The organism is Flavobacterium sp., assembly GCF_046296355.1.
Taxonomy (GTDB): domain Bacteria; phylum Bacteroidota; class Bacteroidia; order Flavobacteriales; family Flavobacteriaceae; genus Flavobacterium.
Genome location: NZ_JBKBLM010000038.1, coordinates 1 through 22,576, shown reverse-complemented (window position 1 = coordinate 22,576; position 22,576 = coordinate 1). Strand labels below are relative to the sequence as shown.

The window sequence follows — 22,576 nt, the reverse complement described above, 5'->3', positions numbered from 1 at the left end:
AATAAAGGATAAATAAAACAAAACAAATTAATAGAAATCTGCTCCAAATTTTGGTTTTTTTATTTCGGCTATTTTTTTTCTCGTTTTTTAGCATATTTTTTCTGAGACTAGCACATAACGTTCCCAGGCTTTGCGAGGTTGCGGACTAAAGAAGCCGTAACTTTCAGTTAAACACTGAACTCAAAGATACAAAACCAACTTTAAATTAAGCCCAAAACCCGCAATCTTGCAAAACCTGTGTTGTAGCCAGTTTTTATTTATATACAAGCGTTTTATATTTTCTATTTATTCCATATCTCTTTTTCGCAATATCTTTATCTAATTCAATAAATCTTTCATTATCAACATTTTTAATTTTCCGATATATTTGGTCAGCATTTTTCTGACTGTTTATTTTATAAGCTTTATTCTCATAAACGATGTAAAATCCAATAGGTTTTTTATAAATCCTTTTTTTATAAGTATCTGAATAATATTTTTCGTTATTCTGTAAGCTGGTCAGACTGTCATTATTTATCAGATAGAGATAAGAAAAGTCAGGATTATTTTCGTTCAAATTTTTTCCGTAAATATCGTGAGATTTCAAAATCAGCGTGTCGTTAGATATTCTGTATTGAATTGTAGTGGAGGTTCCAAGACCTCCATAAATTTTGGTGTAATTCACAGTTGAGTCAGAAATAAATACAATCGATTTATTCGGATTTGTTGCATATGGTTTCTTAACTCCATTTGTTTCTATGTATTCAATATTTCTGTTCAGAGAATAAACTTTTATTTTATAAGATTTACAGGCGGTTAGAATTCCGATTAGAGTTAAAAGAGAAAAAATTGTTTTGTAATTCATATGTTTTAGGCTGATTCCTCAAATTTATTTCAGCTTATAAGTTAGTTAAAGTCAAATAGAGTAAACTATCTCTTTAGACGTGCGGATTTTTTTCTAAAATTGGCTACAACTAGTCTATAGGTATGAGAAAATCATACATATCCGCCCAAATTTGGTTGTGTAGGTATGGTTGTTATCATACTTATGATTCTAGGGCTAATATATTAAAAATATTACAAATCATCAAACGGACTTTTAATTTGTTGTAAACTTTTCGTGCTCACATGCGTGTAAATTTCTGTGGTTTTGCTTCGGCTATGGCCCAGTAATTCTTGTATGTAGCGCAAATCTGTGCCGCTTTCCAACAAATGGGTGGCATAACTGTGGCGCAACCAGTGAAGGGTGGCCGGTTTTGTGATGCCGGCTTTTTGCAAAGCTTGCTTGAAAATACTTTGCAAACTCTGCTCCGAGTATTGTTCGCCCTTAACTTGACCCTCAAATAACCACGCCTTGGGCTTATAACATTTGTAATAATCCCGCAATAACTCCAAAACCTTCGGACTCAAAGGCGCAATACGGTCTTTTTTGCCCTTGGCTTGTATGATTTTTACAATGTTCCGCTTCGAATCAATGTCGCTGAGTTTTAGCGTAAGCAGTTCATTTCTTCGCAAACCACAACTGTAAATCAGGCACAACATGGCTCTGTGCTTGATGTTGCCATGTGCTTCCAAAATTTGTTTGACTTCTTCTTTGCTCAAAACATTGGGCAAAACTTTGGCGCGCTTCGGCCGATGAATGCTTTCAATTTCAATTTTTCGATCATGAACCGTGGTAAAAAACAATTTTATCGCACTCACCACTTGGTTTTGATAGGAAGCCGAAAGTTTGTTCTTTAAAATGTATTCGTTGTTGTATAAAATAACGTCATCATTGGTGATTTCAGCTGTGCGCTTTTGATTGAAGAAAACCAAAAAGGATTTCGCCGCATCTATATAAACCGTAATCGTACTTTCGCTATATCGCTTGGAACGCAGCCATTTTTTGAAATTTTCTAAACTTCTCAATCCATCCGCATTTGGCGATAATTCAGTCAATGTACGTAACCCAAAATGCTTACGACTTTCTTCCGTGTCGGGCAAGTGCCAATAACCATTCGTTTGACTCCATCGCGCGCCGGTAAAACTTTTAATCCACGTAATCAAAGCTTCGTCTCTTTCGAACCAAACGCCAATGCGCAACTCGCCCTTGTACTTTATAATTTTGGCACTCCATTTCATGTGAGAAAAATTAAATAAGAATAAAGATACAATAAAAACAAATTAGTATTTTGAAGTGTAAGTCTTTTTTTTCTTTTTATAGAATTGGAAATTGTCATCCGAAGCTCTTTTTTGTCGTTCCGAAATCAATAAATGGTTTTCCGATAAGTGAAATTGACACTCCGAAATGCGATTGAAACACTCCGAAGTAGATTTGAAAGCGTCCGAAGTATTATCATGAGAGTCCGAAGCTTTTTCTCGTGAGTCCGAAGCTCGTTCTTAAGAGTCCGAAGCTCGTTCTTAGGCTTGGAAGGCTTGGAAATGCTCGAAAGTTGGTTTTTAGGCCAAAAATCAAAAAGCTATTTTTATCGCAATCAGTTTTAGGATGTCTTCGGTAGTTTTTGAATCTTTAATGTCGATTCGGATGCCTCGACCTTCCGCATAAACTTTGGCCGCTTGAAGTTCGCTTTTGATAGATTCGGAAATATTGCTTTCCATGATGGCATCGGTGGCTTTTTGGCCAAATACAAAAGCGACTTTGAAGAATTTATAGCGAGGTAATAAGTAAATGAGGATTCTTTTCTTGTCCTTAATTCTGAAACTCCAACCGAATTTTTCACTGGCAAAAGACCATTCTTCGGTAGCTTCCGGATATAGTTTTTTGGTATGCTCCGCAAAAGTTTGCCAATAGGCATAAGTTTCGCCCAATGCTTCTTGAAGTTGCGCTGCGGTTGGGATTTCGGTTTTATTGGTAAAAATGCTTTTCATTACGCAGTAGCCAATTTGCTTTGCAACGCCTGAATTTCATCACGATATTTGGCAGCTTGCATAAAGTCTAAATCTTTCGCGGCTTTTTCCATGGCTTTTCGAGCTTCACGAATTTTCTTTTCGATTTCGGGTTTAGATAAATACAAGCTCTCCGGTTCGGCAGCTTTGGCGATTTTGTCTTCAAAATATTGCGTCGAAACCGAATTGCTACTCAAGGCATTGCCCAAACTTTTGTTCAAAGCTTTGGGTTCCAAACCGTGTAAAGTATTGTAAGCGCTTTGTTTTTCCCGACGGTAATTGGTTTCGTCTATCGTTTTTTGCATGCTGTTGGTGATTTTATCGGCATACAAAATCGCTTTTCCGTTGACGTTTCGTGCTGCACGACCAACTGTTTGGGTCAACGAACGATGACTGCGCAAAAAACCTTCTTTATCGGCATCCAAAATCGCTACCAATGACACTTCGGGTAAATCCAAACCTTCACGCAATAAGTTTACGCCAATCAACACATCGAATAAACCTTTGCGCAAATCTTGCATAATCTCAACGCGTTCCAAAGTATCAACATCCGAGTGAATATAGCGACATCGAATGGAAACTTTGGTCAAATATTTCGTCAACTCTTCCGCCATTCTTTTGGTTAAAGTCGTGACCAAAACCCGTTCATCGACTTCACAACGCAAATGAATTTCTTCGATTAAATCGTCAATTTGGTTTAAACTCGGACGCACTTCTATGATCGGGTCCAATAATCCCGTTGGGCGAATGACTTGCTCTACATAAATTCCTTCCGACTTTTGCAATTCATAATCGGCAGGTGTCGCCGAAACATAAACGACTTGGTTTTGCATGCTTTCAAATTCCTCAAACTTCAACGGACGGTTGTCCATCGCAGCGGGCAATCGGAAACCGTATTCAACTAAGTTTTCTTTCCGACTTCGGTCACCGCCATACATAGCATGAACCTGAGAAATCGTCACGTGACTTTCATCGACTACCATCAAATAATCATCGGGGAAATAATCGAGCAAACAGAACGGTCGCGTGCCCGGAAGACGTCGGTCTAAGTAGCGAGAATAATTCTCAATGCCCGAACAATAACCCAATTCACGTATCATTTCGAGGTCGAAATTGGTGCGTTCTTCCAAGCGTTTGGCTTCGAGATGTTTGCCGATTTCTTTGAAATAATCGACTTGTTTCACCAAATCTTGTTGGATATCCCAAATTGCGGCTTGCAATACATCGGGTGACGTTACAAACATATTGGCGGGATAAATATTCAGTTTTTCGTAGCGTTCAAAAACTTTGGAAGTCTTGGGATCGAAGGCTTCAATGTCTTCAATTTCGTCACCAAAGAAATGCACGCGGAAAGGTTCATCGGCATAACTCGGGAAGATTTCCACAGTGTCGCCTTTGATTCTAAACGTTCCGGGTGTGAATTCTACTTCGGTTCTCGAGTATAAACTTTGCACCAAACGGTGTAACAATTTGGTACGCGAAATGATTTGGCCTTTGTCAATCGAAATCACATTTTTTTGAAATTCAACCGGATTTCCGATACCGTACAAACACGAAACAGAAGCCACCACCAAAACATCTCTTCGTCCTGATAATAGGGCAGAAGTAGTGCTCAAACGCAGTTTCTCTAATTCGTCATTAATAGATAAATCTTTTTCGATAAAAACTCCGGTAACGGGAATATAAGCTTCGGGTTGGTAATAGTCGTAATACGACACAAAATACTGCACCGAATTGTTAGGGAAAAACTGCTTAAACTCAGAATACAGCTGCGCTGCCAGGGTTTTATTGTGTGCCAAAACCAAAGTCGGTTTCTCCACTTCCTGAATCACATTTGCCATAGTAAACGTCTTTCCCGAACCGGTTACGCCCAAAAGGGTTTGGTATTTTTCACCACTAACAATGCCTTTGACGAGTTTGTCAATCGCTTGGGGTTGATCGCCGGTAGGTTGGTATTCGGATACGACTTGGAATTTCATATTTTAAGTACGATTTACGAAGTACAAAGTACGAAGTTTTATTTGGTTTGAATATTACTTTTTGTTGTTTTTATAGCCGCCACAATAATAGCAGTTAATTCTTTTGCCTCTTTCATTAAAGGTTGAAAAACAGCTTCTAAATTTAACTTTTCCATTTGACAAACCTCAAAAAGTAACTCTAAAAAGTAATCACTTTCATCAATTTCTTCTTCAACAATTTTGAGTTTGTTTAAAAAATCTGCCGATGATTTAGCCCGTTGTGACGCTCTGTAATTGGCTCCAACTGAGCTTGAACTTCTGATTAGTTTATTGACATAGGCATTGTACTCTCTAGTCTTTGGTAATTTTGAACATAGTATCCAACAATCTAAAGCAAACTTTTTCGTTCTTTGTTTCAAATCATTCGTCATAGATATAAAATTAAAATTTCTACTTCCCACTTCGTACTTCCCACTTCGTACTTCGTACTTTTAAAAAATTTGCTGTTGTTTTTTGGTCAAAAACGTCCAAGCAACAATTCTGCTTATCTTTTGGCCTTGCGCCATATCGATGGTTTTGATGTCGGCAGCGCCTACTTTTCCTAACTTTTTGTATATGCTTTTCAAATTGTCTTTTTTGGAAACCAAAGTCGTAAACCACAAGCATTGCAAAGGATATTTGGCACTTTCATAAATCATTTGGGTGATAAAACCGATTTCGCCACCGCTGCACCACAATTCTGCATTTTGCCCACCGAAGTTTAAAACCGCTTTTGAAGTCTTTTCATTATTTAAAGTGTTGACTTTTCGCAACGCACTTTTCGCAGCTTCTTCCGCCGAGTTGTGAAACGGTGGATTGCAAATGGTGAAAGCAAATTTGTCTTCGGGTAAAATGATATTTTTGAAAATGAATCTCGGCTCCACTTGCAATTGCAGGCTGATAACGTCTATCAACTTCGGATTATCAGCGATTATTTTCTTGCAGTTTTGCAAGGCTTTTTCATCGATGTCGGTTCCCACAAAACTCCAACCATAAGTAGTGTTTCCAATAATCGGATAAATACAATTGGCACCAATCCCAATGTCTAAACCAATCACATTTTCTCCTTCGGGAATGACTCCATTGTTGGTTGTGGCCAATAAATCGGCGATATAGTGAATGTAATCCGCTCTTCCGGGAATCGGCGGACAAAGATAATTAGCGGGAATATCCCAGTTTTGAATGTCATAATGGGAAACCAATAAAGCTTTGTTCAAGGCTATTACCGCTTCCGGATTACTGAAATCAATGGTTTCCAGTTGGTGCTCATTAATATGAACGAAGTCTTTTAAATCCGGATAAACTTTGATTAAAGCGTCAAAATCATACCGAAATCGGTGTGGATTTCTGGGATGCAAAGTTGTTTTTTCTGAGCTATTTTGAGTTTTCAAGGGCTATTTTTTTTTAATCCCAACATTCCATCAGCAATAAATCGCCTTCGGTGTGGGTGATGGTGACGATTCCGTCAGTGGTAACATGGTTGCTACTTCCGGTTCGGTAACCGATGGTCAAATCTTCATTGGTCAACGAATAAAAAAGATTTTGAGTCGAAATGCCACTCACTTTTCCAATCGGAATCAAAGAAAGAATGGTGTTGGCCGTGTACCATTTTTCAAAAGTATTGGGCAACAAAAACACTTTCGAATGGTCGTCGAGAATTACGACTTTTAATTTATTTCGGTAAGCAACGATGTTGGTTAAATTGGTAATCGTGTGGTCAGTGCGTCTTCCTGTGGCCCAAATAACATTCGCCGCTTGGTGTCCTTTTTCGATTAAATAATCAAAAGCTTTTTCTAAATCGGTTTTGTCTTGGTTGGGTGCGTACACAATTTCAATCGGGTATTGTTTTTCCTTGTAATATTCCGGGTCAAAACCGCGGTCAAAATCGCCTAACAATACATCGACTTTAATCCCTAATTCCAAAATCCGTTCAATCGCCGAATCCAGTACAATGACTAAAGGCGACCATTCGAGCAATTGCCCTAACAATTCTTGGCTACACATTTCGCCATTGGCAATGATTAAAGCCGGTTCTTGGTCGTCGCGAACGATATGATGTGAGGACATTTATAAGTACGAAATTAGAAGTTAAAAGTACGAAGTGGTAAAAATAACTAAAACTCTTCGTACTTCGTACTTTGTCCTTCGTACTTTTTATTGAATGATATATTCCGAAACCTCGGTTTTGCTCAAGCGGAAATAGCCTAAGGCATAATGGTCAAAATCGGTTTGGTTAACAATATTGCCTCTCACGGTTGCCGTTGGGGTTGAAAATGGCCCCATGCTGTTGCTACCAGATTGTTCCAATAAAATGTCCATGTAATTATAATAGTTTAAAGTAACGCCGTTTAGGGTGAATTTTAAGGTATCGGTCGGTTTCAAATCTTCGCTGAAATAAAGACCAAACATTTCATTATTTTGGAAGAATCGGTCTTCAATAACGCCGTATTCCGGAATTACTTTGTACGGGTCGTCAATTCTCACCAAATAATGATTGGTTTCATCGACCAAATCGTTGAAAAAGAATTTTACTTCAGTTTCGTTGCCCAAAATACCGCCTTCATCGTCTTGTTCTACACGGGTTACCGTTGGTGTGTTTAAAAGTTTTTCGGTTGCCGTATACGTTTCGCCTTCATAGATAACAGTTAAGGTGTAAGTTTCATTCACCACAGGGTTAAAGTTGAAACATTTGTAAATGCCCGGTTCGGTATCTTGGGTGAAATTGAACACTTCATTGGCACTATTGGTAATATAAACTACGGCATCAGTCACGGGCGGAATTTCGTTATTGAAATAATCGGTCGTGGTCGAAAGTTTTACGATTTGTTCATTGCCTGAAGTACCGTTCAACCATTGAATTGAGGCTTCAATGACCAAGCGTGGTTCCGACGTAGACAAGTCAACATCAACGACTTTCTCGCAAGAAATGAACGAAAATAAAACAATCAGCAAACTAAAATATATCTTTTTCATGGACTAAAATTTAATGTTATAAGTAGCACTCGGCACAATACCGAAAATAGACAAACGAAGCGCTTCATTAGAGCCGGTTTCTTGGTTTTGTCGGAAGGTGATAGACGCAGCGTTTTGACGGTTGTAAATGTTGTAAATCCCAAAAACCCATTCGGCTTGCCATTTTCTGTCTTTGTTTTTTCGTGGGGTCAAAGTCGCCGAAACATCTAAGCGGTGGTACATCGGTAAATTGTTTTCGTTTCTGGCGCTGAAAATCGGCACCGTGATGCCTTGGTATTCATATTGTCCTGTTGGGAAAGTCACAGGTTGTCCGGTTTGCAGGATAAAATTGGAACTAAAGCGCCATTTTTCATTCAGTTTATAATTGCCTACTATGGCTAAGTTGTGTGTTTTGTCAAAACCGGTTTTGTACCAATTTCCGTTATTGATACCGGTTTCTTCGGGCGTTCTGCCCACAACTTGTTGTTCTGTTCTGGATAAAGTATAAGAAACCCAACCTTTGAATTGTCCGGAGTTTTTTCGGAACAAAACTTCCAAGCCGTAAGCTCTGGCTTTGCCGTTTAAAACCACTCTTTCTATTGCTTCATTGGCAATTAAGTTGGCGCCGTCAATATAATCTACTCGGTTTTTAATTTTTTTGAAAAAGGTTTCCACTTCAAGCGAATACACGTCATCATTTATATTTCGGAAGTAGCCCAAAGCGACTTGGTCTAAAAGCTGCGGTTTTAAATATTGGTCACTTGGCGCCCAAACGTCTAAAGGCGTTGGCGATTGCGTATTCGAAATCAAATGCAAATATTGGCTCATTCGGTTGTAGCTCGCTTTAATCGATTGGTCGTCATTCAAAGTGTAAGCGACAGAAAAACGCGGCTCGAGATTGTTGAATTGTGCTATCGTTTCGTTTTTGCCGTAGCTAACAGTTCCGATAGGTTCCGCACTTTCATAAATTTGAAATTCGGAGTTAAAAGTCACCGGTTGGTTATTGGCATAAGTATTCAATGTTTGTTGGCCTAACCGCAGAAAATTACTGAATCTAAGTCCGTAAGAAAGCGCAAGATTCTTAGTAATTTGGTGTTCGGCATCTAAATATAAAGCATTTTCCAAGGCATATTTTTTGTCCAATTGGTCGGGATTAATTCCTGATTCTTCACCTGTAGGTTCAATTTTACCCGGATTAAAATCATAATAATTGGATTGTAAACCGTAAGTCAGTTTGAATTTATCGGTTAAATAGTGTTTAAAATCGTATTTGAAATTGTAGTTTTTGATACCGCTGTCCCAATTAAAGCCTATGAAATCCAATCGGAGACCGTAGTAATAATCAGAATAAATGAGGGACATGTTGGAGAACAATTTATCCGAAAACAAATGATTCCAACGGAAATTAATCACGGCATTGCCATACGTATTGACAAAACTATTGTTCAATTGAAACACGTCTCTACCAAAATAACCCGAAAGATAGACATTGTTTTTCTCGTTGATGGAATAACTTAGCTTAGTATTCAAATCATAGAAGTAAGCCAAGTTTGGATTGTCAATCAATTTCAAGAATAGATGCGCGTAAGAACCTCTTCCGGCAATTACAAACGAGCCTTTGTCTTTTACAATTGGACCTTCGGCCAAAATCCGACTCGAAATTAAACCGATACCGCCGTTCATGTGGAAGTCGTTTTTGTTACCTTCCTTTTGGTAAATGTCTAATATGGAAGATAATCTTCCGCCGTATCTTGCGGGAATTCCTCCTTTATACAACTTCAAATCTTTAATCGCATCCGGATTAAAAACCGAGAACAAACCAAATAGGTGAGAAGAGTTGTAAATAGTGGCTTCATCCAATAATACTAAATTTTGATCCGCGCCGCCACCGCGAACGTTAAATCCCGATTGTCCTTCTCCGGCATTGGTCACTCCGGGAAGCGTTAGGATGGATTTAATCACATCGACTTCACCAAAAATCACCGGCATTTCTTTGATTTCCTGAATGGTGAGTTTGTTGACGCTCATTTCCGGTTTTCTGATGTCTACGCGTTTGTTGTTTTGCACAATAACCACTTCGTCAAGTTGTTGACTGCTTTCGTAGAGCAAGAAATTTTTTCGGGTGTCTTGCGTAAGGTTTATCGTTTCCTGTACGGTTTGATATCCCAAATAGTTGAGTGATAAAGTGTAAGTTCCCTTAGGTAAAGTAATCGAATAAAAACCATATTCGTTTGTGGTCAGACTGGTTTTTGTTTCGGTGATGTAGAGCGAAACCCCAATAAGCGTTTCCTTATTTTTTCCATCAGAAATCAATCCGCTAAGCGTGAATTTCTCTTGTGAGTAGACTGAAAACGTTAATAATATTAAAAATATAGAAGTTAGAATATTTTTTGGCATAAATTTGGCTTTTGTAACTACAAAATTCTTAATAAAATTGGTTTTTTACTCCTAATCATTTGTTAAGGTTTGGTTAATTGAAAGAATAATTTTCAGATAGTTGGAATTTTCAACCCATAAAAAAGCAGTTGTAATGAAGTTAGGTTATACTTTGTTGTTTTTACTCGTTTTTAGTTTTAAAGGTTTTTCACAATTTGAAACACCTAAAAAGACTTTGAAAATAGCGCCGGTATCCAATCCTTCGGGGCAAGTGGCGCCAACTTCTTCAAAACCGATTACTTATCCGAGTATTTTTGACAAAAAAGACAAACTGTTAGAAAATGTTTCCTTGCTCAAAAAGAAGCCCGAAGAAGGGAAGAGCATCATGGAAAAAGAACAGTTTGCAGACCAATCCAAACAGTATACTGATAAAATGAACAAGAAAAGTAGCGATGGCGAAATTCTTGAGAAGTTCAAAAGCGATAGTTTTTTAGGCGAATTCAGAACCGGAACCAAAATCATTAGTATTGCTTGCCGAGACCACGAAGCACCGGATGGCGATTTGGTTAGGATTTGGCTCAATGATAGAATTGCAGTCGATGCGATATTGTTGGAAGTTGGTTTTAAAGAAGTTTATTTAGACCTAAATGAAGGCATCAACAAAATAGAAATTGAAGCTTTAAACCAAGGAGAATCAGGACCCAATACCGCACAGTTTGTAATTTACGACCAAAAGAAAGGCATGATTACCACCAATAAATGGAATCTGACCACCGGCGTCAAAGCCAAGTTGGTTATCCTAAAAGACGACGGCACATTAGAAGAACAGAAATAAAAAAAGCGACCTAAAATGGGTCGCTTTTTTGTTGGTATAAGAATTTAGTATTACACTAATTTCGATAAAATACTATTGAAGGTCTGACTCGGGCGCATTGCCTTTTCCGTCAGTTCTTTTGACGGTTGGTAGTAACCGCCAATTTGTTGCGGTTTTCCTTGTGCTCCAATTAATTCTTCGTTAATCTTAGCTTCGTTAGCGTTTAATTCGCTTGCAATTTCAGTAAACTTAGCTTGTAATTCAGCATCTTTAGTTTGTGCTGCCAAAGCTTCAGCCCAATACATCGCCAAGTAGAAGTGTGAACCTCTGTTGTCAATTTGTCCCACTTTACGCGCCGGAGATTTATCGGTAGCTAAGAATTTCTCGGTGGCTACGTCTAATGCTTCTGCTAAAACCATCGATTTTGGATTGTTTTGGGTTTGGGCCAAATGTTCTAATGAAGCGCCTAACGCTAAGAATTCGCCTAACGAATCCCAACGCAAATAACCTTCTTCAATAAATTGCTCAATGTGTTTTGGTGCCGAACCACCGGCTCCGGTTTCGAATAAACCACCGCCATTCATCAACGGAACAATAGATAGCATTTTGGCTGAAGTACCAACCTCTAATATTGGGAACAAATCGGTTAAATAATCACGCAATACGTTTCCGGTAACTGAAATAGTGTCTAATCCTTGACGGATTCTGTCTAATGTCAATTTAGTCGCGTCAATCGGATTCATGATGCGAATGTCTAATCCGGTAGTATCGTAATCTTTTAAATATAAGTTTACTTTTTTGATAATTTCTCTGTCGTGCGCTCTGTTTTCATCCAACCAGAAAATGGCAGGTGTAGCAGACAAACGCGCTCTGTTCACTGCTAGTTTTACCCAGTCTTGAATCGGCGCATCTTTGGTTTGACACATTCTGAAAATATCTCCGGTTTCCACTGCCTGTTCCATGTATACATTGCCATCAGTATCTAAAACTCGGATGGTTCCGTCGGCTTGGGCTTGGAAAGTTTTGTCGTGAGAACCGTATTCTTCTGCTTTTTGGGCCATTAAACCCACATTCGGAACGGAACCCATAGTTCTTGGGTCTAATGCGCCGTTGGTTTTGCAATCTTCAATCGTTGCAACATAAAGTCCGGCATAACAACGATCCGGAATTAAAGCAAAAGTATCTTGGGCTTTGCCTTCTTTGTTCCACATTTGTCCCGAAGTACGAATCATCGCCGGCATAGAAGCATCAACGATTACGTCAGACGGAACGTGGAAGTTCGTAATTCCTTTGTCTGAGTTCACCATGGCTAATGCCGGTCCGTTAGCAATTGCTGTTTCAATGGCTGCTGTGATTTCAGCTTCTTGCGGATGACCTGCAATTTTTAAATACAAATCGCCTAAACCATTATCGGCTTTGTAACCTAATGATTTGAAAACTTCTCCGTATTTAGCAAAAACCTCTTTGAAATACACTTCCACCATCGCTCCGAAAATAATCGGGTCGGACACTTTCATCATCGTAGCTTTTAAGTGCGCAGATAATAAAACGCCGGCTGCTTTCGCTTCTTCTATAGTTTGAGAAACAAAAGCTTTTAAGGCTTTTAAATTCATTACCGAAGAATCAATCACTTCGCCTGCTTTTAAGACACCTAGTCCTTTTAATTCTTTAGTTGAGCCGTCTTTGCCGACGAATTCAATTTTGAATTGAGCAGCATTCGCCACGGTAACCGATTTTTCAGTACCATAGAAATCGCCTTCGGTCATGAAAGCTACTTTGGTTTTGGAATCTTTAGACCAAGCACCCATAGAATGCGGATTGGCTTTAGCATAATTTTTTACTGCTTTTGGTGCTCTACGATCGGAGTTTCCTTCACGCAACACCGGATTAACGGCTGAACCTAATACTTTAGAATAACGAGCATTAATGGTTTTTTCTTCGTCGTTTTTCGGATTGTCCGGATAGTTCGGAATGGCAAATCCGTGGGCTTGTAACTCGGCAATAGCGTCTGTTAACTGCGGAATGGAAGCGGAAACGTTAGGTAATTTTATAATGTTGGCTTCCGGAGTAGTAGCCAATTGGCCCAACTCTGATAAAGCATCGCTTACTTTTTGGTCTTCTTTTAAGTATTCCGGAAAATTAGATAATATTCTTCCGGCAAGTGAAATGTCTCTTAATTCAATATCGATATTGGCCGGTGCTGTAAAGGCTTGTACTATTGGTAAAAACGAATGAGTGGCCAACATCGGCGCTTCATCGGTAAGCGTGTAGTGGATTTTAGATTTTTGTGTCATTGTAGTATTTTTTATTCGTATGGTTTGTTTGTGTTGTATTCGATTGAAAGTGCTCATTTTGAAGCAAGCAAATATAAGTAAATCACGATTACGTGCCATTGGTTTTGAGCGAAATCGATTGAATTATCAAATTGACAATTTGAAAGGTTTAAATTAGTAAAATGATAATCTGTCGAACTTATATTGGTAAAATGATAATTTTTTAGGCTGATTTTTGCACATAAAAAAGCCCCGATAGTATCGAGGCCTTTTTATAAGTACAAAGTTTAGAATTATCTTCTTCTTTCTTTGATTTTTGCTTTTTTACCGGTAAGTTCTCTAAAGTAGTAGATACGAGCTCTTCTAACTTTACCTCTTTGGTTAACTTCTACTTTTTGCAAAGCCGGCATGTTAACTGGGAAGATACGCTCTACACCAACAGCACCAGACATTTTACGGATGGTAAAAGTTTCAGTCAATCCTGCACCTTTTCTTTGGATTACAACTCCTTTGAAAAACTGAGTTCTTGTTTTTTCACCCTCTTTAATTTCGTAGTACACAGTGATAGTATCACCGGCTCCGAACGCAGGGAAATCTTTTTTTGTTGACAATTCGTTATTAACGAAATCTACTAAATTTGCCATTTTTAAAAATAATTATGGTTGAAATCTGAGCAACATTCACGGTTTTCGCCAGAGGTTAATCAAATGTGGGGGCAAAGGTAAAAAAAATTATGACTTGTTATTATGAATTGTGAATTTTTTTTGCCTCAAACTAGAAGTTTTAATTGCGATATAATCTGTTCATTGTCAACGGGAAAGGTTTTTTTATATCGAATGCTTTCGTGTAAGGCATCGAAAAGGCTATTGAAATTACCTTTAAGTGACAGAATGATTTCAGTTAATTTTATTTTACAAGTGTTGTGTAAACTTCTACTTCGGTATTATTATTACTGAATTTTTTTAAAAAATAATTTATCACATCTGCTTTTAAAATGAGGTCTTTATTGACGCTTTGATTCAAAACTATAGTGTATTTTTTCTCTACTTCTTGTTCATTTTCATTTGTTTTACATTCTTTTATGTAGCCAATTTGATTGTCTTTATAATACAATTTATCATCTTCTATTTTGTAATTTACTGTATCATTTTTTACAGAACTACAACCAACTAAAATCAGTACTAATGCAATTGTTAAAATCTTTACTGTTTTCATAATCGATTAATTTATTAGTTAAACTTCTTTTTTTACTTAATCAGATTTGTTATCTTAATGTTAAGTAAATGTAAATTTAATGTAAATTAATTGATTTTAAACGATTTCAATGTTAAGAATATCAAAGCTTTGTGTTTTTTTATCAAACAGCTTAATCTTTTAGTAAATCCGGACGACGGTTTTTAGTGTGTTCGTAAGCCATATCTTCTCGCCATTTGTCAATTTTGGCAAAATGACCACTAGTCAATATTTCGGGTACTTTCCAACCTTTGTAATCTGCCGGTCTGGTATATATGGGTCCCGATAATAAATTGTCCTGAAAACTATCCGTCAAAGCCGAAGTCTCATCACTCAAAACGCCAGGAATCAATCGGATAATCGCATCGCAAAACACAATCGCACCAATTTCGCCACCCGAAAGTACATAATCGCCAATCGAAATTTCTTTGGTAATAAATTGATCGCGAACGCGTTGGTCCACACCTTTATAATGCCCACAAAGAATAATAATATTCTCGTACATCGACATTGTATTGGCCATTTTTTGGTTCAAAGTTTCCCCATCAGGCGACATATAAATGATTTCGTCGTAAGTTCTTTGGCTTTTCAAATGCGTAATACAAGCATCAATCGGTTGCACCATCATGACCATACCAGCGCCGCCACCAAATTGGTAATCATCAACGCTTTTTTGTTTGTTGGTCGTATAATCTCTGAGGTTGTGAAAATGCACTTCCACCAATTCTTTTTCAATGGCGCGTTTCATAATCGAGCCTTCAAACGGGCTTCGCAATAAATCCGGTAATATGGTAATGATGTCTATTCGCATGGTGCAAATATAGAAAGAAGTTTTTTTAGAAGCTGTTTCCGGCTTTCCACTATATCTTTTTCAATGACTATGGTTTTCAACCACAGCCATTAAAAAAGGATGCCGTTGCAATCCGGGCTAGGGTTTCAGTGTGTATTAGCAATTTATTTCTTCGAAGCCAAAATCGAATACACCATCGGAATTTTATTCTCCAAAGATTTGATTCGGAACTTTCCTTTTTCAAATTCTACTGTTTTATTAAAACAATTATAAGGCGAATAGTCATATTCATTAAACGAATTGATTTCCAAACCACTTTGTATCAAACTATTTAATATCTCCGAAATCGGATGGTTCCAAGTGATGGTTTTAGTGGCTATTTCGGCTTCGCGGTCGGCGTAAGTTCCGGTTTCGTTTTCCACTATGGGCTCAACATTAAAATAATTATAGAAAACCGTTTCAAAATCATTGTCAAACATCCAAACCACAGGATGAAAATCGGCCATGATAAATTTACCGTTAGGCTTTAAAAAATGGGAAACAACCTTCGCCCATTTTCCTAAATCGGGAAACCAGCCAATAGTGCCGTAACTGGTGAAAACAACATCAAATTTTTCATCAATTAATGTTGGTGCATCATAAATATCACAACAAACAAAAGTGACTTCGAGATTTAGTTTTTCAGCAAATTCTCGAGCTCTTTCAATGGCTTTATCCGATAAATCTACACCGGTGGCTGTGGCTCCCATTCGGGCCAATGAAATAGTATCTTGCCCAAAATGACATTGTAAATGCAATATCTTTTTACCGGAAACACCGCCTAATAAAGGCAATTCAATGTCGTTTAAAGTTGATTTTCCCTTAAGAAAACCTTCCACATCATAAAACTCGGAAGCGATGTGAACGTCCGTTTTGTTGTTCCAAGTTTGTTTGTTTATGGCTTTGTAATCGTTTTTGTTGTCCATTGGTTTTGGCTTTTTGCTTATCAAATTTACAATATAAAATAGTACCTTTGCCCCAGATTTTTTAAAATATAAGACAATGGAAAACGGAATATACGCTAAATTCAATACGACTAAAGGGTCGATTTTAGTAAAACTAACACACGATTTAACACCGGGAACGGTTGGAAACTTTGTAGGCTTAGCCGAAGGGCAATTAGAGAATTCAGCTCGTCCAATGGGAAAACCTTATTATGACGGATTAAAATTTCACAGAGTGATTCCTGATTTTATGGTTCAAGGTGGTTGTCCGCAAGGCATCGGTACCGGTGGTCCGGGTTACAATTTTGATGATGAATTTCACCCAACCTTAAAACACGACAAACCGGGTGTTTTGTCAATGGCGAATGCCGGTCCGGGAAGCAATGGGTCACAGTTTTTTATCACTCACGTTCCAACGAATTGGTTAGACGGAAAGCACACTGTTTTTGGTCACGTGGTAGAAGGACAAGACATTGTTGATGCGGTAGCGCAAGGCGATTCAATAGAAACATTAGAAATTGTTAGAGTAGGTGACGAAGCCCAAAAATGGAATGCCATTGAAGCGTTCAGAACTTTTGAAGGTTCACGCCAAAGAAGAATTGAAGAAGCTAAAAAACAAGCCGAACAAGCTATGGAAAAGTTAGCCGCCGGTTTTGAAAAAACGGAAAGCGGTTTGCGTTACAAATTCATCCAAAAAGGAAACGGGAAACAAGCGGAAGCCGGCAAAACAGTTTCAGTTCATTACACCGGACAATTAGAAAACGGTAAAACATTTGATTCTTCCTATCCACGCAAAAAACCAATCGAATTCCCATTAGGGAAAGGTCATGTAATTGAAGGTTGGGATGAAGGTATTGCCTTGTTGCAAGTAGGTGACAAAGCGCGTTTCGTGATTCCGTCTTATTTAGGATACGGTTCAAGCGGTGCCGGAGGTGTAATTCCGCCGGATGCGACTTTGATTTTTGATGTAGAATTAATGGACGTTAAGTAATTGATCAGTATTCAGTAATCAGTGTTCAGTCTACTTGAGCTAAAAATTAATATTTGATTAAAACAGAATCCCAATCTTTTACGGTTGGGATTTTTTTTTACATTTACTTCAACCAATAAAACTAAAATCATGAAATGCAAAGTATTAGCCTTGGCAGTTTTGGCCACCATTATTTATTCCTGTGCTTCAAAAACGGCTTTAGCAACAACAGAAGTTAAAAAAGAAGAAATTAAATTTGCCACAGTTATGACACCGGAGTTAGCCGAAGGGAAATCGCTCTACGAAAATAATTGTGCCAAATGTCATTCCTTATACAATGCCAGTGATTTCAGTGCCGAACAATGGAAACCAATTGTCTTGAGCATGCAAAAGAAAGCCGATTTGGATGATGCCCAAGGCCAAAAAATCTATAATTATTTGACGATGAAATAATAAAAAAAACACTCTTTTGGAGTGTTTTTTTAGTTTATACGGTAAACCCATTCGGAAGTACAGCGCCTTTTTTGACGACGATAATACCGTCTTTTATGGTGTATAAATCGGTGTTGGTGTCTTCTAAATGTTTGCCACCGTTGAGTCGAACATCGTTTCCGATTCGGCAATCTTTATCGACTATGGTGTTGTTGATATAGCATCTTTCGCCAATACCAACATTTATTATTCCATTTAAAGAATTGGTTCTGATTTCTTCTATATTTTGATAATAATCATTTCCCATTAAATAGGAGTTGATCACTGTTGTACCAAAACCCACGCGACTTCTAATACCAATAACCGAATGTTCTACTGTTGCACCGTTTAGAATGCAACCTTCCGCAATGACAGATTTGTCAATAGTAGAAGCGCCGGTAATTTTGGATGGAGGCAAAACCCTGGCACGGGTATAAATTTTACTCGAATTGTCGAAAAGATTAAACTTCGGAATGTCATCTGTCAATCCTAAATTGGCTTCAAAGAAAGAATCGATGTTTCCAATATCGGTCCAATAACCTTCATATTGGTAGCTGAGAATTTTATGTTTGCCAATGGCTTGCGGAATAATTTCTTTCCCAAAATCTTTAGTGTCCGGATTTTTCATCAATTCTACCAACAACTCTTTATTGAAAATATAAATACCCATCGAGGCCAAATAATGTTTGCCTTCGGCTTGTGATTCTTCACTTACTTCGGAAGTCCATTCGGGTAGCAAACTCACATTAGGTTTTTCTATAAAGGAAGTGATATAATTTTCAGAATCGGTTTTAAGGATACCAAACTCGGGTGCTTCTTTGGCGGTTACGGGTAAAGTAGCAATTGAGATGGATGCGCCGGCTTCATGATGTGCTTTGATCATGGCGTTAAAATCCATTTGGTACAATTGGTCACCCGATAAAATCAACGCATAATCAAACTCATGGTTCATGAAATGATGCATACATTGTCTGACGGCATCAGCAGTTCCTTGAAACCAAGTTGGGTTGTCAGGCGTTTGCTCTGCAGCCAAAATATCTACGAATGCCGTACTGAAATGGCTAAAGTGATAAGTATTTTTAATGTGTTGGTTCAATGACGCAGAATTGAATTGCGTCAATACAAACATCCTTTTGATATCCGAATTGATGCAATTGGAAATCGGAATATCCACCAAACGGTATTTTCCCGCAATGGGAACTGCCGGTTTGGAACGCGTTTGGGTTAGCGGTGCTAATCTTGAACCTTGTCCACCGCCTAAAATAATGGCTAATGTGCTTTTATTAATCATTTTCAATTAATGTTTAGTTGTTTTATTATGCTTTCTCTTTTTCGAATCTATTGATTATCGTTTCGTAATAGTTGTAGGTTGTTTTGGCAATGGCCGTCCAGCTGAATTTTTCCAAAACTTTTCTCCTTCCGGCTTTGCCCATTTGGGTTGCCAAAGTTTCATCTTCTAATAATTGGTTGACTTTAGCCGCAAAGTTTTTTTGAAAATCTTTCGGATATTTTGGGTTGAAATCCGTTCTGGAAATGCTTTCGAGTTCGATTAAATAACCGGTTTCGCCTTCGACTATAATTTCAGGAATACCGCCAACCGCACTTCCAACAACCGGAGTTTCACACGACATTGCCTCGAGATTGATGATGCCGAATGGTTCGTATAATGACGGACAAGCAAAAACGCGTGCGTGGCTGTAAAGGACTTTGATTTTTTCGCGCGGCAACATTTCCGAAATTAGAATGACACCATTTCGACTGGCTTTTAGTTCGGCTATCAATTCTTCGGTTTCTTTAGCGATTTCTGGAGTATCGGGAGCGCCGGCGCAAAGTACTATTTGACAATTTGCCTTGAAATATTTCGCTGCCGAAATCAATTGGGAAATTCCTTTTTGGCGAGTAATTCGACCCACAAAAAGCACAAACGGAATATCAGGATTGATGTCGTATTGTTTGAGTAAATCAGTATCAAAAGTAGGCGCATAAAAATCAGGGTCAATGCCGTTGTGGATGACGGTTACTTTTTCAGGAGCAACGCCATACGCTTCGATGACGTCGGTTTTCATTTGTTCGCTGACTGCAATAATACCGTCCGCAGTATTGTAAGCATGATGTTCTATCCAACGCGACAAAAAATAACCATTGCCTAGTTGCTCGACTTTCCAAGGACGATGCGTTTCTAAACTATGAGTGGTTAAAATTAATGGTGATTGTAATAATTCTCTCGAAAAGATTCCGGCCAAATGCGTATACCAAGTGTGGCAATGAATCACATCGGCTTGTAATGTGTGCTGCGACATTTCGACATTTTTACTCAAATTGTGAAACATCTTGAGATGCGGATTGTTGTTGTCTTCGGGTTTGGTCAATGGAGATTGAATACCGAGTACATTCATAGACTCAGTGGTTTCATCTTGGTTGCCGAAACAACGTACTTCGACTTGACCTAATTTAGCCAATTCCTGACTCAGAAAATCAATATGTACTCCGGCGCCGCCGTAAATATTGGGTGGAAACTCATTGGTAAACAGGGCAATTTTCATAGCATTAACCTTAGGATGATTTATTAAAACTTAAAAGTATAAAATATATTCAACTTTTAGATTAACAGTACTATATAAAAACTATACATTTTAAAAATAAAAAACCCGAAGTACTTTTTGAAGAGCGCTCCGGATTTTCGTCATTGTTATTTTGAATTAAGAATTCAAAAACGCAATTAAGTCTTTGTTCAATCGCTCTCGTTCGGTATAGAAGAGTCCGTGAGGTGCTTCTTCATAAACGATAAACTGATTATTTGGAATCATCGCAGCCGATTTTTCAGAAGAAACTTCAATCGGTACAATTTCGTCTTCATCTCCGTGTATGATTAAAGTTGGGACATTCACCGCTGCCATTTCGTTGCGAAAATCGGTAATCGAAAACGCTTTGGCACATTCTAATGTCGCATGCGGTGAGGCAAATGAGCACAACATTTTGAAATAATCTAATAATGATGAACTCAACGGATTGGATAACATACTTACGCCAAAAAATGTCTTTCCGAAATCATCGAGGAAACTGATTCTGTCTTCTTTAATTTTATTCGCAGTGGCTTCGTTTTTTTCCGGAAGATTGCCATCGGGATTGTCTTGAGTCCACAATCTGAATGGCGTAACCGAGGAAATCAAGACCGCTTTGGAAACATTTTTTCCACCATAGCGACTAAAATAACGGACCACTTCGCCACCGCCCATGGAAAATCCGACCAAGGTAATGTCTGTGAGTCCCAATTGGTCAATGATGGCTTTTAAATCATCGGTTAAAGTATCGTAATTGTAGCCATTCCAAGGTTGGGATGATTTCCCAAAACCACGACGGTCATAGGCAATCACTCTATAGCCGTTTTCAACTAAAGCCTCTATTTGATATTCCCACATTTCGTTAGATAATGGCCAGCCATGAATTAAAATCACCGGTTTCCCATGGCCGTAATCTTTGACATACAGTTTTATATTGGGAGCTGTTTCGATGTATTTATCGGTTGAATTTTCTTTTGCCATGAAGTTGGTTTCTCTTAAATCCGGTTCTTGGTCTACGTGATATTCTCTCATTTCAATGGGATTTTATATTCGATTTTACTCAAATTTTGAGGGATAAAATTACAGCTTGAAGTAAAAAATTCCGTTATAGAATTAGAGAACATGTTTTTATAATTCTTAGGTTTGTTTACCTAATGATAGAAGATTATGGAGCTTACTTGGTCAGAGTTTGAAAAAACAGAAATGCGTATCGGCACAATTCTCGAAGCGAATGATTTTCCGGAAGCTCGAAAGCCGGCTTATCAATTGGTGATTGATTTTGGAACCGAAATCGGAATTAAAAAATCCTCGGCACAGATTACGAAAAGATATTCGAAAGAAGATTTAATTGGAAAACAGATTGTCGCAGTAGTTAATTTTCCCAAAAAACAAATCGGCAACTTTATGAGCGAATGCTTGATTTTGGGTTCAGTCGGAGCGGAGAATGATATCGTTTTATTGACTTCGGATTTGAAAGTCGAGAACGGATTGCGAATTGGTTAGTTTTGTTTTCTTCTCTTGATGGCCATATAAAGATTAAAACAAGACAAGCATAAAAACATGACAATACCGCCAAAAGCAATTTTTTTGGTCAAAGGCAATGCTTCTGTTTGCATTCTTTGGATACCATTTGAGATTATCCATAGCCAAAACAGTATACTCAAACTGTGAAACAAGATGCCGTATTTGTTAATGAAAGCGGTAAATTTTTGCATATCAATTAATTTAAAAAGTCCAAAACTTTTCAGCTCCGGACTTATTTTTATTACTAATCACTAGTTACTAGTCACTAATTACTTTTTAGTTATATATCGTCAAAATCAATATCGGTGAAACTCTTTTCTGAGGTTTTAGTTTCTTCAGCGGTTTCTTGTTGGTATTCTCTTTTGAAATCTTTTTGGTGTCTTTCTGAAATTACTTCTTCGCCTTTGTGGTTCAAAACGTAAGCGGTCATTTCTTCTAAAATATCAGTGAAAGCGGCAAAATCTTCTTTGTATAAATAAATTTTGTGTTTTTTGAAGTGAAAAGAACCGTCTTCTTCGGTGAATTTTTTGCTTTCGGTAATGGTAATGTAGTAATCATCTGCTTTGGTGGCTCTCACATCGAAGAAATAAGTTCTTCTTCCCGCTCTTAAAACTTTAGAAAAAATCTCATCTTTTTCTAACATATCATTTTCTCTCATATTCTTTCGGTCAATTAATAGTGTTTCTATACAGTTCAAAAATGGTAAAATTTTTGTTACCAAACAACATTTAATTTAATTCTTTTTCCGAAAGTTGTTTCAAATACAG

The 22,576-nt window shown here is 37.9% G+C and carries 23 protein-coding genes; 4 read left to right on the top strand and 19 right to left on the bottom strand.

Annotated features, from left to right (window positions below; genetic code table 11):
* Window positions 1–253: 253 nt before the first annotated feature.
* The 9 genes from ACK4HO_RS12020 to ACK4HO_RS11980 form a co-directional block, all read right to left on the bottom strand.
* A complete protein-coding gene (locus ACK4HO_RS12020) occupies window positions 254–844 on the bottom strand; it encodes a hypothetical protein (protein ID WP_409666118.1) in 591 nt (196 codons plus the stop codon).
* Window positions 845–1,056: 212 nt separating this feature from the next.
* Window positions 1,057–2,100, bottom strand: coding sequence for a site-specific tyrosine recombinase/integron integrase (gene xerA / locus ACK4HO_RS12015; protein ID WP_409666116.1), 1,044 nt, complete (start codon window positions 2,098–2,100; stop codon window positions 1,057–1,059).
* Window positions 2,101–2,430: 330 nt separating this feature from the next.
* Window positions 2,431–2,847: a DUF3788 family protein gene (locus ACK4HO_RS12010; RefSeq protein WP_409666115.1), complete on the bottom strand. Its 417-nt coding sequence runs from the start codon at window positions 2,845–2,847 to the stop codon at window positions 2,431–2,433.
* Window positions 2,847–4,844: an excinuclease ABC subunit UvrB gene (uvrB, locus tag ACK4HO_RS12005; protein WP_409666113.1), complete on the bottom strand. Its 1,998-nt coding sequence runs from the start codon at window positions 4,842–4,844 to the stop codon at window positions 2,847–2,849. The genes ACK4HO_RS12010 and uvrB overlap by 1 nt, the downstream gene beginning before the upstream one ends.
* Window positions 4,845–4,882: 38 nt before the next feature.
* Window positions 4,883–5,254: a four helix bundle protein gene (locus ACK4HO_RS12000; protein WP_409666111.1), complete on the bottom strand. Its 372-nt coding sequence runs from the start codon at window positions 5,252–5,254 to the stop codon at window positions 4,883–4,885.
* 60 nt (window positions 5,255–5,314) lie between these two features.
* Window positions 5,315–6,253: a 23S rRNA (adenine(1618)-N(6))-methyltransferase RlmF gene (gene rlmF / locus ACK4HO_RS11995; protein WP_409666109.1), complete on the bottom strand. Its 939-nt coding sequence runs from the start codon at window positions 6,251–6,253 to the stop codon at window positions 5,315–5,317.
* 13 nt (window positions 6,254–6,266) lie between these two features.
* Window positions 6,267–6,929, bottom strand: coding sequence for a thiamine diphosphokinase (locus ACK4HO_RS11990; RefSeq protein ID WP_409666108.1), 663 nt, complete (start codon window positions 6,927–6,929; stop codon window positions 6,267–6,269).
* Window positions 6,930–7,016: 87 nt separating this feature from the next.
* Window positions 7,017–7,835, bottom strand: coding sequence for a DUF4249 family protein (locus ACK4HO_RS11985; protein ID WP_409666106.1), 819 nt, complete (start codon window positions 7,833–7,835; stop codon window positions 7,017–7,019).
* A gap of 3 nt (window positions 7,836–7,838) precedes the next feature.
* Window positions 7,839–10,211 (bottom strand): TonB-dependent receptor, encoded by a 2,373-nt coding sequence (locus ACK4HO_RS11980; RefSeq protein WP_409666104.1) that lies wholly within the window; start codon window positions 10,209–10,211, stop codon window positions 7,839–7,841.
* Window positions 10,212–10,344: 133 nt separating this feature from the next.
* Here ACK4HO_RS11980 and ACK4HO_RS11975 point away from each other — a divergent pair, with 133 nt between their 5' ends.
* Window positions 10,345–11,025: a hypothetical protein gene (locus ACK4HO_RS11975; protein ID WP_409666102.1), complete on the top strand. Its 681-nt coding sequence runs from the start codon at window positions 10,345–10,347 to the stop codon at window positions 11,023–11,025.
* Window positions 11,026–11,075: 50 nt separating this feature from the next.
* Here ACK4HO_RS11975 and ACK4HO_RS11970 read toward each other — a convergent pair whose 3' ends face one another.
* The 5 genes from ACK4HO_RS11970 to ACK4HO_RS11950 form a co-directional block, all read right to left on the bottom strand.
* On the bottom strand, window positions 11,076–13,298 hold the full coding sequence (locus tag ACK4HO_RS11970; RefSeq protein ID WP_409666100.1) for an NADP-dependent isocitrate dehydrogenase: 2,223 nt from the start codon (window positions 13,296–13,298) through the stop codon (window positions 11,076–11,078).
* Between the two features lie 272 nt (window positions 13,299–13,570).
* Window positions 13,571–13,921: a 50S ribosomal protein L19 gene (gene rplS / locus ACK4HO_RS11965; RefSeq protein ID WP_171223341.1), complete on the bottom strand. Its 351-nt coding sequence runs from the start codon at window positions 13,919–13,921 to the stop codon at window positions 13,571–13,573.
* Between the two features lie 262 nt (window positions 13,922–14,183).
* Window positions 14,184–14,492 carry a hypothetical protein gene (locus tag ACK4HO_RS11960; protein WP_409666099.1) on the bottom strand — a complete coding sequence of 103 codons (309 nt, stop codon included), beginning with the start codon at window positions 14,490–14,492 and terminating at the stop codon, window positions 14,184–14,186.
* Window positions 14,493–14,643: 151 nt separating this feature from the next.
* Window positions 14,644–15,321 carry a tRNA (guanosine(37)-N1)-methyltransferase TrmD gene (gene trmD / locus ACK4HO_RS11955; RefSeq protein ID WP_409666097.1) on the bottom strand — a complete coding sequence of 226 codons (678 nt, stop codon included), beginning with the start codon at window positions 15,319–15,321 and terminating at the stop codon, window positions 14,644–14,646.
* 143 nt (window positions 15,322–15,464) lie between these two features.
* Window positions 15,465–16,265, bottom strand: a complete 801-nt coding sequence (locus ACK4HO_RS11950; protein WP_409666096.1) for a class I SAM-dependent methyltransferase — start codon at window positions 16,263–16,265, stop codon at window positions 15,465–15,467.
* A gap of 76 nt (window positions 16,266–16,341) precedes the next feature.
* On the opposite strand from ACK4HO_RS11950, the gene ACK4HO_RS11945 reads away from it, so the two are divergent.
* Both ACK4HO_RS11945 and ACK4HO_RS11940 read left to right on the top strand, forming a co-directional pair.
* Entirely contained in the window at window positions 16,342–17,274 is a 933-nt protein-coding gene (locus ACK4HO_RS11945) for a peptidylprolyl isomerase (RefSeq protein WP_409666094.1), read from the top strand.
* A gap of 129 nt (window positions 17,275–17,403) precedes the next feature.
* Window positions 17,404–17,706, top strand: coding sequence for a c-type cytochrome (locus ACK4HO_RS11940; protein ID WP_409666092.1), 303 nt, complete (start codon window positions 17,404–17,406; stop codon window positions 17,704–17,706).
* Window positions 17,707–17,740: 34 nt separating this feature from the next.
* On the opposite strand, the gene ACK4HO_RS11935 is transcribed toward ACK4HO_RS11940, so the two are convergent.
* The 3 genes from ACK4HO_RS11935 to ACK4HO_RS11925 form a co-directional block, all read right to left on the bottom strand.
* Entirely contained in the window at window positions 17,741–19,015 is a 1,275-nt protein-coding gene (locus ACK4HO_RS11935; protein WP_409666090.1) for a glucose-1-phosphate adenylyltransferase, read from the bottom strand.
* Between the two features lie 25 nt (window positions 19,016–19,040).
* Window positions 19,041–20,267 (bottom strand): glycogen synthase, encoded by a 1,227-nt coding sequence (glgA, locus tag ACK4HO_RS11930; protein ID WP_409666088.1) that lies wholly within the window; start codon window positions 20,265–20,267, stop codon window positions 19,041–19,043.
* 156 nt (window positions 20,268–20,423) lie between these two features.
* On the bottom strand, window positions 20,424–21,317 hold the full coding sequence (locus ACK4HO_RS11925) for an alpha/beta fold hydrolase (protein WP_409666086.1): 894 nt from the start codon (window positions 21,315–21,317) through the stop codon (window positions 20,424–20,426).
* Window positions 21,318–21,452: 135 nt separating this feature from the next.
* Here ACK4HO_RS11925 and ACK4HO_RS11920 point away from each other — a divergent pair, with 135 nt between their 5' ends.
* Entirely contained in the window at window positions 21,453–21,788 is a 336-nt protein-coding gene (locus ACK4HO_RS11920; RefSeq protein ID WP_409666084.1) for a tRNA-binding protein, read from the top strand.
* Here the strand turns inward: ACK4HO_RS11920 and ACK4HO_RS11915 are convergent.
* Window positions 21,785–22,000: a hypothetical protein gene (locus ACK4HO_RS11915; protein ID WP_409666082.1), complete on the bottom strand. Its 216-nt coding sequence runs from the start codon at window positions 21,998–22,000 to the stop codon at window positions 21,785–21,787. The two genes, ACK4HO_RS11920 and ACK4HO_RS11915, sit on opposite strands and share 4 nt — an antisense overlap.
* 89 nt (window positions 22,001–22,089) lie before the next feature.
* Window positions 22,090–22,467: a PUR family DNA/RNA-binding protein gene (locus ACK4HO_RS11910; RefSeq protein ID WP_409666119.1), complete on the bottom strand. Its 378-nt coding sequence runs from the start codon at window positions 22,465–22,467 to the stop codon at window positions 22,090–22,092.
* Window positions 22,468–22,576 lie beyond the last annotated feature (109 nt).